The following is an 829-nucleotide window of genomic DNA, read 5'->3' as shown; positions in this document are numbered from 1 at the left end:
CCGTGCGGGGTGGGTGGCTTGGCTTTGTGGTGCGTACGGGGGGTGTGTGGGATGACCGGGTGGGACATCAAGCCGCAGGGTGTGCAGGGCCAGTTGAAGGTGGTCGGGGGACATGCCGGCGAGCTGGAGAAGGCGCTGAACGCGTTGCTGAAGGACCTCGGGGAGGCCGCGCGGGCGGCGGGTACGGCGGTGCCGGGCACGGCGGCGAGCACTCCGTTGCAGGGGCCGGTGGCCCCGGGGCAGGCCCCGTTGTCGCGGGCGGCGACGGGTCCGGTGGCGGCGGCGCTGGGTGAGTACGCGCAGGCGCGGCAGGCCCAGCTGGAGTCGATGTCGGAGCGTGTCCAGGCGGCGGTGCTGGGTGCGGCGACGGCAGTGAGCGAGTACGTGGAGGGTGACCTCGACACGGCGAAGCAGGCGCAGGACGCGGCGAGGTCCGTGCGTCTGGACCTGCTCAAGGACATGAGGGCCGGCAAGTGAGCGATGACCAGCCGGTGATCCTGGAGGGCATACCGGTCTTCACCGGCGATCTGGCCCTGCTGGACACGAAGGTGAGCGCTCTGGCCAAGGACGGGGCGAAGATCGCCACGGCCACGGGCGACATCCACAGCAGCTTCGGCGGTCTGCAGGCCTTCTACAAGGCGCCGGAGGCCGATCAGCTGTTCGCGACGACGAAACCGGTCGCGGACCGCGGGGCTTCGCTGAAGTCGGACCTGGCCACGATCACCGGTGCGCTGAGCACCTACTCGGACGATGCCTATCCGCTGGTCGAGAAGTTGCGGCAGCTCAAGCGGGATGCGGGCGCGTTCCTCGTCAAGGCGAACGCGGACGA

The 829-nt window shown here is 70.2% G+C and carries 1 protein-coding gene and 1 pseudogene; both read left to right on the top strand.

What is annotated here, in order from left to right; all coding sequences use genetic code 11:
* Positions 1–51 precede the first annotated feature (51 nt).
* Entirely contained in the window at positions 52–477 is a 426-nt protein-coding gene (locus IG90_RS0138710; protein WP_030596094.1) for a DUF6507 family protein, read from the top strand.
* Positions 474–829 (top strand): annotated as a pseudogene (locus IG90_RS40400) (hypothetical protein); the annotation flags it as partial. The gene IG90_RS0138710 and the pseudogene IG90_RS40400, both read left to right, overlap by 4 nt.

Origin of the sequence: Streptomyces anulatus (assembly GCF_000721175.1) — a bacterium.
Lineage (GTDB): Bacteria > Actinomycetota > Actinomycetes > Streptomycetales > Streptomycetaceae > Streptomyces > Streptomyces anulatus_C.
This window is presented reverse-complemented; position numbering and strand designations above follow the sequence as displayed.